The organism is Bacillus cereus group sp. Bc010, from assembly GCF_027716745.1.
Taxonomy (GTDB): Bacteria; Bacillota; Bacilli; order Bacillales; family Bacillaceae_G; genus Bacillus_A; species Bacillus_A pacificus.
Genome location: NZ_JAQFUY010000062.1, coordinates 1 through 9,689, shown reverse-complemented (window position 1 = coordinate 9,689; position 9,689 = coordinate 1). Strand labels below are relative to the sequence as shown.

Here is a 9,689-nt window from a genome sequence, read left to right as displayed (position 1 = left end):
TTTTTAGAAAGAATAACGTTTTTTGTCACTTGGGGGTAGTGAAAATTCTTAAGTTGATGGGCATGTGGCGGTACCCCTTTTAACTTCGATAAGGTTTCTTCTTCATCTACTATTGCTATTCGCTCTGTTAATTCTAGATCAATAGAAAAAGCAGGTATCCCTACTTTTTCGACGGTAGACATGATTGTTTGAACAAAATCCTTCTGATTAAACTCAACAGCAGATAAATTTATCCCCATTTTTAAATTTGTATAGCCTGCAGAATGCCACTTTCTTAGTTGCCGACACGCTTGCAGTAGTGTCCATTTTCCAATTGGAATAATTTGTGACGTTTCTTCAGCAATAGATATGAACTCAAACGGTGAAATCAAACCCAGCTCTGGATGTTGCCAACGAATTAAAGCTTCTGCACCAATAACCTTACCAGTTTTACTGTCAACTTGTGGTTGATACAATAAAAATAACTCTTTATTTTCTAATGCATTCGGTAAATCTTGTTCTAATCGTATTCGTCTTGTTATTTTTTGAGATAATGTCTCGTCATACATACAAACAGCGTTGTTATCTTTTTCCTTTGCGTTATACATAGCGATATCAGCATGTTGTAAAAGTGTAGTAGCATTTGTTCCTCCAAATGGATATACTGCTACTCCTATGCTAAGAGATAAGTAAAAACTATGTTGATGAACTATAAGTGGATCATCTGTTATACGAAATAATGTTTCACACAAATCTAATAATTGTTGTTCTGTATGGTTTTGGGCTATGATCGCAAACTCATCACCACCTATTCTCGACAGAGAAATATCTGGTGGCAATATTGTCCTAAAACGATTGGCAATTTCTTTTAAAACCCTGTCTCCAATTGAATGCCCGAGTGTATCATTAATGTTCTTAAAACGATTTAAATCTATATACAATATTCCAAACTTACCCTGTGTTCTTTGTGCATGCTCAATAGATTTTTCTAATTCTTGTTGGAAGAATATACGATTTCCAATCTCCGTAACCATATCATGGAATGCAAGATAATTTATCTCATCCTGTTGTTGTTTCATCCTCGTTATGTCTTTTACCATTACATAACTCCCAAAGGTTTGTCCTTCTATCATAATAGGAACAATGGTGACATACCAAAAATGTATATCCTTCTCATTAGTATTTTCCACACGAAGCTGTAAAGAAGACGAACTACACATTTTTGCCTTCTTTAGGGCTGCTTCTAATTCAGGTTTATCTTCATCTAAAAAAATAGAGAAGCATTCTTTCCCCATTAATGCAGCACTGTCTTTTCCTAATAACCTACTTCCAGACTGATTTATATTTAATACAGTACCATTTGAATCAATTGTTAATATAGGATCTGGATGATACTCATATAATGACTTAAACCTTTCTTGATTTTTTACCAAATCATTAGATTTGCTTATTAAATCGACTGTTCTTTGAGATACTTTTTGTTCTAATTGGTTATTAACCCCTTTTAAGGTTTCGGTTAAATTTTTGTTTTGCATTCGTACGATTGAATGACGAATCAGTACAAATACAAAGGCAATACAATTTCCCGTAATCAGTGTAGGTGAAGAAGTCTGCTCTTTTAAAGTAAAACCAATTAAAATTGCAACTGCAAGATAGGGAAATATGACAAGAAGTTTCTTTCCAAATATCGGATTAACAATAAAATAATTTCTACTTGATGATGCATTCTTTGGGATAGTAGCAGCAATAGCGATCAATAATAGAAAAAATCTATACATACACCTTAATAGTATAATTGAGCGATCTGACAAATCATCTTGTAAGTAAAAATACAAGTAATACGTAATAGCTAGTCCAGTTAAAACTAAGATAAATATGAATAATTTACTTTTCGCATTAAAAATAGCTGGACGAAAGATTAGACTAACTCCTAATAAAAGGAGTAATAGATCTATAATCGGGAAAATAAATGAGAGAAGAAGATCTCCAATGGATAAGAATAAAATATTTGCAGAAGGTTTATTAAACAGGTACCATTCTAAGGTGAAAATAGCAGTAACAACAACACATAAATCACAAATTAAATATGCTTTTTCCCACTTGTTACACTCCAACATGATCTTATAAAAGAACGCAAAAAGAAAGAAGAATAAGAATAACAACAAAAATACATCAGAAATATTAAAATTTTGTATTGGTAATTCTACATCAAGTACTTGAAAAGTGGCTATTATATCTCCTATCCAGAAACAACCTATTGCAATAGTAACACAAACCCAAAATACTCCTAATTTTATTTTACTTGATGATATAGAGTAAAGTAATGAGATAAATACAGTAGTTTCAATCAATAAGAACGGTAGTCGTATATGAAAATCTGATATAAAATAATGATTCGGAAAAACAAATAAAAATATAAAGCAAAAGCTTATATATGATACTAAAGCCATTATTAATAGGCTGAATTGTAAATGTGAACGTTTGGACAATTTATTCACATTCTTAAATTTTTCATTTTTAATCCAGGTTATTTCTAATTGATATTCATATTATGACCATTTAAAAATATTCTTTTCAAAATAAAGTGGTCTTTTACTTACTATCTATAAATAGTAAGTAATTTCATAATATTAATTATAAAACGCTAACTTATTTAACTTCTTTTATAAGTTAACATTAGAATACAAACTAAAATTTTTAAAACCATTTTAGATAACAAATCTATACTCAAGCAATTTACTGCTCAAACTATTATCAATTCATCTAACTTAATTATGGATTCCTATTCAATTTATCCATAATTAACATATATAAGAAGTTTGCCATTTTTGGATTTCTTCTACAAATATACGGATTTCCTTAAAATGAGAATTTGTTTTTTCAGATTCAGAAGATTTATAGTGATTTGTTTCTGTTTCCGTTACATTGTCATTAGAGGCATTTGCGTGAATACTTAAAGATATCCCCACCGTTTTTTAGCAGATTTAAGACATTCCTGAAAAGAGACTTTTGGGTTATGTCTTAATCAAATATGAGATTCACGAGTTAATAAAACTGTAAATGGTCAATATTTTTTGGACAATAAAAAATGACCTGAATGATCTTCTGTTGCCCTCCTTTTGTAGTATTCACCTCTTGTACTGTTTTGCTTGCTGATATTCATTCTAATCTAAATGCACAGGATATAATAACTTTTTCATATTCTAAAACATCTCTAATCATATACCAATTCATGTAACAATTATAGTTACATCCGTTTAGGGGCGTCAAGTAAAGGATTCTTACACTTCTGTAAGGTAAGAAAATTGATTAGACAAGAAGTAGCTTACTTATTTTATATTAATAATAGATTTATAAATTAATGTATGCTATTTTTGTTTATCGAAAATATTGACTAAAAGAATAGCAATACTTTTTCTTGTAGGTTATTCATTTATTTTCACTGATATCTATAGTAATTGTGGAATCACTAATTCTTGATTAAGCAATACCCCTGGTCAAACAACAATATATTTTCCATCAACCATAATCACCCTAGATTGTTGGTGTAGAGGGATTCTAATATATCAGTTGGTGATGGTTTATAAATGAGAAAACAAAAAACTGGGACGATGTACTATTTATTATGTGTATATATTTTATGGATCATTGATTCTATAGTGTATATAACTGGTAATTTTATTTCAAAAGGTGTTCTTTATTTATTTAAGATTAAACCTCTTTCTCTTTTGAAAAATTAAGTATCCACTAACTTTAAAAAATTCACTTCATGGTATTATAATGGGGGGACTTCAGCTGTAAATTAATTATTTACTGTTGCTATTAAAATAAAAGAGCCTTGCTACATACTATTGTGCTAAGGCTCTTTAAAATTTGTTAAGTTCTATTCACTTAAGTTTACTAAAACTTTAAATGAATAAAATAGTTTAATTCAAATCCACCAATGCTCTGCTTTTAAAGTTATAACAGTACTAATCTTTAATTATATCTCCAAGCGTAGGTAACGATGGGATAGCTCCATAGTTCATACACGTAATTGCCCCTGCTTTGTTTGCAAATTCAACAAATATGCGAATTTTTTCGGGGCTTACATCGAATATATTTTCTTCTTGCGCATATCGATAGAGCATAGCACCTACAAAAGCATCACCTGCACCTGTTGAATCTACTTGCTCTACGTGAACAGAGGGAATAATTTCTTCCCCTTCATGTGTTGCAAGAAGTGTCCCTTGTTTGCCAAGAGTAATGGCAACAACCTTTGCGCCTGCTGCAAGTAAAAATTGTGCAGCTTTATTAATATTTGTTTTTTTTGAAAGCATTATTGCTTCTTCTTCACTTACTTTTACGAAATCAGCTTGTGCAATGAAATATAAACAATCCTTAGAAAATTGCTCTTTATCTGTAATAAGTGTATCACGATAGTTTGGATCAAATGAAATGAAATGGTTTTGTTCTTTAGCGTATTGAAATAACTTAAAATATGTTTCTTTTAAGTTACCAGGTAATAAAGCTGTTGCAGATCCAAAATGAATAATATCATTCGTTTTCATCTTAGAAAAATCAATTTGCTGGAACTGATATTTTACATCAGCACCACGCATGAATGTAAAATCACGTTCACCGTGTTGGTCGATGGAAACGAATGCTAAAGTTGTTTGATCTTCTTTTATAAGCATAGAGGTATCAACATTATTTTCTTGTAATGTTTTTTCAAGAAATCTGCCAAAAGGATCATCACCAACTTGTCCCATAAAAGAGGATTTACCACCTAATTTTGTAATCGATACCGCAACATTTGCTGGAGCACCGCCCGCTTTTTTTTCAAAATATTTACCTTCATTTAAAGGTGCGTTGTTGCAACAAATAAAATCAATTAGCACTTCCCCGATGCAAAATACTTTCTTCATTCTAAACCTCTCCCAAGTGTATAGTATGTGATCTGAAATTCCATCTTTTCATCTGTGAAAAGTAAAATACCATGTTCTAAATCTTTACTAGGAAACACACGTGATGTAAAGACAGTGTCTCCATCACATAAGAAAATTTCAACAATACTTTGATCGACAAAAATCCGCATATTCATCGTGTCTTGTATTTCAATTTGCTTACAACGCTTATAACCGTAGTCTTCACCAAAACGATGTTGAAGACTTTCCCGATCAATAGAAACAATGCCTTTTTCACGATGAAAAGTAATAGGAAATGATTCTTCATCATGATGGAATAATGAAATACCGAATACATTGGCCTTTTCCACCTGTAGTTGTACTTCTAGTTCGTAAGAGTTCTCTTTAGGAAAATCTAATAATATGCATTTTTCATTCTCTACAAAACCTGTTATTGATTTTGAAGATGTACGTAATTCCTTTAATTCAGAAACAGGTTGTTGTTTTAATACATTTCCTTCAAGAGTTAGCTCACGCGGAATGGTTAAGCAATGTGCCCACATGAAATCATCTGAAGGATATATTATTTCACTGGATCCTGCCCAAGCAAGCATAATGCGTCGTCCATGGGAATCTTGTAATGTTTGTGGTGCGTAAAAATCAAATCCTTTATCTAATTCAAAATAGGACTCAATATGAAAATATAAATTTTCTAAGTCTAGCGTACCAACTGCATAAATCACATTATAAATATTTTGATAGCTATCCTCTGTAGCTTTAATCCCTTGTGGGGAAAAAACTAAAATATCTTTTCCGTCTAACCGGAAATAATCGGGACACTCCCACATAAAACCGAATTCTTTCAAATTAGTTTGTAGTTCTCCATATAGTTCCCAACTAAGCAGATTTTTTGAGTGATAAATGAGAAGTGTTCCTGTTTTATTGCTCCGTTGTGCCCCAAGAAGCATATAATAGCGACCATTATCCTCCCAAATTTTAGGATCGCGAACATGCCTAGTATATCCAGTTGGAACGCTTTGAATAATTGGATTATGTGCTGTTTTTTCGGTTTCATATTTGTTATTCATAAGAGCCAGGCATTGATTCGAATCACTTGATCCATCACCATTTTTTACATTTCCAGTATAAAATAAGTGAAGTACATCATCTTTTACAAAAGCCCCACCAGAATAAGCACCATGTGATTCATAACTTTCCGTTGGCGTAATAGCCACAGGCATACGCTCCCAGTAAATGAGATTTTTTGATTTCACATGTCCCCAATGTTTCATTCCATGGATCGGAGCAAAAGGATACCATTGATAGAATACATGATACTCATTGTTATAGTAAGATATACCGTTTGGATCATTCATTAATCCGTAGGGTGGATGAATGTGATAAATTGGCTTCCAAGAGTCTTGGTTTGCAACTTTCTCTAGTGATTTCAATTCACCCTCTTTTGCATCCTGTATTGTTCTATATTTACTCATCAGGTATTCACCTCTAGATATTAATTCTTTTCTTTATATAAAATAGTTGTTGCTACAAAAGCTGTAATGACTGAAATTACAAAACCAATCATATAATGAACTGCATTCATCATCCCTAATGGAGCTACAATTGTAAGCATTGGAATTCCTGTTAAACCGTAAGCATTTGCTGCAACATTCATAAAGACAACATACGCTCCGCCAATAGCTCCACCAATTCCCGCCGCAATAAATGGTTTTCCTAATTTTAAATTCACACCAAAAATTGCCGGCTCTGTAACACCTAAAAATGCTGATAAAGCAGATGGAATTGCAATTTTCTTTGTTTTGTCATTCTTTGTTTTAAAGTAAACAGCTAGAGCTGCTCCACCTTGTGCAACATTGGCCATCGACCATATCGGGAGTAAAAAGTTCACACCAATTTCTTTATTTGCAAGTAATCCGGCTTCGATTGCGTGGAAACTATGATGTAATCCTGTTAATACAATAGTAGAATATAAACCACCGAATATAAAACCAGCAATTGGTCCTGCAACTTCATATACAGTATTTAAAATGTAAGTAATTCCATCACCTATCTTATAACCAGCAGGACCAATAATGATTAGAGATAGAAAACCTGTAATCATAACTGTAAGAAAAGGAGTAATTAATAAATCTAAAGAATTTGGTACATGTTTTCGTAATTGCTTCTCTATGACACTCATAACGTATACACATAATAAAACTGGAAGAACAGTTCCTTGGTAACCAATCATATCAATATTCATACCAAGAAAATGTAAAACTGTTGGCTTGGTATCTACAAGTGTCCAAGGATTCGTTAATGCAGGATGAGTTAGGATTCCACCAATTACAGCTCCTAAAAAAATATTACTCCCAAATTCTTTTGCTGCACTCACACCAAGCAGGATTGGCAAAATTATGAAGGTAGAACTTGAAAATATATCAAATAATTGAATTAGAGCATGGTTAGCCGGTACCAATTTAAACGCTTTCAAAATTCCTAGTAGACCCATTAATAAACCGCTTGCAACAATTGCTGGGATAATAGGTACAAATATATTAGATAAAACTTTTGCTATTCGAGCAATTGGATTCATTTTTTTCTTTACGGCTGTTGTATGTGCTTCCGAATCAATTTGGGATGTGCCAATAAGATTTGCAAATGGCTCATATACCTTGTTCACAAGTCCAGTTCCAAAAATAATTTGATATTGCTCACCCGTAGAGAATGCCCCTTTCACCCCTTCTATATTTTCAATTTCCGTTTGCATTACTTTTGAATCGTCCTTTAAAACGAGTCGGAGACGTGTTGCACAGTGAGTTGCACTTACAATATTTTCTTTTCCGCCAATATGCTGTAAAACACTATTAGCAATAACCTTCATATCCATCAAAAAAGCCTCCTTAAATATTTTGGAACCGGTTCCTTTAATGTTTAAAATAGAAGACAGGTATTTAATATAAATAAAGAAAGCCTGTCTTAGTTTTTACTTCGCATAACTGGAACCGGTTCTATAGAGAATTATAAAGCGCTTTTACACTTTGTCAATACTTTCTCGAATTTTTAATTCATATTTTGAAGTGATTACTTTAGGTATTTCCTTGTTCTCCACTAATTGTATTATAGAAGTTGCTGCAATAGTTCCAGTGTAATGATAATCAAAAGAAACAGTTGTTAAACTAGGATGAATCATCTCAGAAATATCATATCCACCAAAGCCAGTAACTGATATATCTACTGGTACAGATAGCTGTTTTTCATGAATTACCTTAATTGCCCCAATTGCAATATTATCTGTTGCACAAACAATAACAGTCGGACGATTACCGCTTAAAATTTCTGATACTTGTTTCATAGCATCTTTCACATGAAAAGTAGTTTTATAGTAAGTGACGTTACTTGATGGAGCAAACATTTGAACTGCTTTTTGAAAACCTTGTCTTCTCTTTAGTCCAACTGAAACATCTTCTTCCGTTACGCCTACATAAGCAATATGAAAATGTCCTTGTGATAAAATATAGGCTCCTAATTCAAATGATGCTTCAAAATCATTGTGAATCAAACAGTACTGTCCTTCATATTGCTGGCCAACAAATAGAACGGGAATTTGTAATTTATCCAAAACTTTATTATGCTGTTCTGTTAATTTTGTTGTTAATAAAATAATTCCAGCTACTTTTTGCTTTACAAAGTTTTCTATTGCTTCTATCTCTATTTCGTAACTTTGGTTTGCATTTGCAACTAACATTTGATAACCATGTTCGCGTAGTGAATTGTCGATTCCAATAAGAGTTTTTGTTGTAGCAAAAGAATCTAACCGAGGAACGATAACTCCAATCAAATTAGTTGTTTTTGCTTTTAAACTACGTGCAAATGTATTAGGAGAAAAATTTGTTTTTTCAATAATTACTTCTATTTTTTGTTTTGTTTTCTCACTGACAGATCCACCATTCAAATAACGAGAAACGGTACTTTTTGCGACACCAGCTAATTTTGCAATATCTGATATATTTTTTGCCATTAAGTTCCCCTCTTTAATAAAGTTGATAAATGTATGAAAAGTCTCATATCATTTATTAATATTAACTTATACTTAGTAAATTTTCATTTATTATTACTTACTTTTACAGATGTAAATATTTTTATTTTATTAGTTTTGAAGAAAAAGAAAAAAGCGCAAGAATTTGCATCTTGCGCTTTTTTGAGTAGTTGCTATAAAACATAATAAGTAAAGGTTGCTAAGAGTAAAGTTAATCCGACAATAGCCCCAATTATAATACTATGACGCTTGTGATACATGACAACAACAGCAATATATTCGCGAATCATCGCATTTGGCCAGTAATAGAAAGCTGTTTTTGAGCCAATGCCTTGGCTGTTAAGCCCTGATTGTTTTGCAAAGAGACCAGCACGGAAAAGATGGAAGTTATTTGTTGTGAAAATACTGTTATATGTTGCTCCTTTTAATGAATCCATAATCCTTTTTGAAAATAGCATATTTTGATATGTATTTACAGATTGGTCTTCTTTTCTTGTATGTTCGATGGGTATGCCTTTTTCTACCGCATAGGCTTGCATTGCATGTGCTTCAGATACTAACTCATCCGCCCCTTGTCCACCAGAAAAAATGAATATAGGTGGGGAGGTAACTTCAGCCTGCCTGTGATAAAATTCAATTCCTTTATTAATTCTACTAGCTAAAAGGGGAGGTACTCTATCACCAATCAATCCGCTGCCAAGCACAATAAGGGGTACCGCCACATGCCCATCAACTTAAGAACGAAAACAAAATGAACTTTCGTTCAAACAAACTAAAAAACACGT

Annotated in this window: 5 protein-coding genes and 2 pseudogenes; all 7 read right to left on the bottom strand. The window is 32.3% G+C overall.

Going from position 1 to position 9,689, the window contains the following annotated elements; all coding sequences use genetic code 11:
• Window positions 1-2,468, bottom strand: a 2,468-nt coding sequence (locus PDQ68_RS27855; RefSeq protein ID WP_270694778.1) for a GGDEF and EAL domain-containing protein, incomplete at its 3' end; no start/stop codon positions are given.
• 339 nt (window positions 2,469-2,807) lie between these two features.
• Window positions 2,808-3,043 (bottom strand): annotated as a pseudogene (locus tag PDQ68_RS29070) (N-acetylmuramoyl-L-alanine amidase); the annotation flags it as partial.
• 907 nt (window positions 3,044-3,950) lie between these two features.
• The gene (locus PDQ68_RS27850; RefSeq protein ID WP_000755110.1) at window positions 3,951-4,886 is read right to left on the bottom strand and encodes a carbohydrate kinase family protein; all 936 of its coding nucleotides are present in this window, start codon (window positions 4,884-4,886) and stop codon (window positions 3,951-3,953) included.
• Window positions 4,883-6,358, bottom strand: a complete 1,476-nt coding sequence (locus PDQ68_RS27845) for a glycoside hydrolase family 32 protein (protein ID WP_000049871.1) — start codon at window positions 6,356-6,358, stop codon at window positions 4,883-4,885. The genes PDQ68_RS27850 and PDQ68_RS27845 overlap by 4 nt, the downstream gene beginning before the upstream one ends.
• A gap of 20 nt (window positions 6,359-6,378) precedes the next feature.
• Complete coding sequence (locus PDQ68_RS27840) at window positions 6,379-7,755, bottom strand: sucrose-specific PTS transporter subunit IIBC (protein WP_000367356.1); 1,377 nt, start codon at window positions 7,753-7,755, stop codon at window positions 6,379-6,381.
• 144 nt (window positions 7,756-7,899) lie between these two features.
• Window positions 7,900-8,886 carry a LacI family DNA-binding transcriptional regulator gene (locus tag PDQ68_RS27835; protein ID WP_001107203.1) on the bottom strand — a complete coding sequence of 329 codons (987 nt, stop codon included), beginning with the start codon at window positions 8,884-8,886 and terminating at the stop codon, window positions 7,900-7,902.
• Window positions 8,887-9,077: 191 nt separating this feature from the next.
• A pseudogene (locus tag PDQ68_RS27830) lies at window positions 9,078-9,614 on the bottom strand (YdcF family protein); the annotation flags it as partial.
• Window positions 9,615-9,689 lie beyond the last annotated feature (75 nt).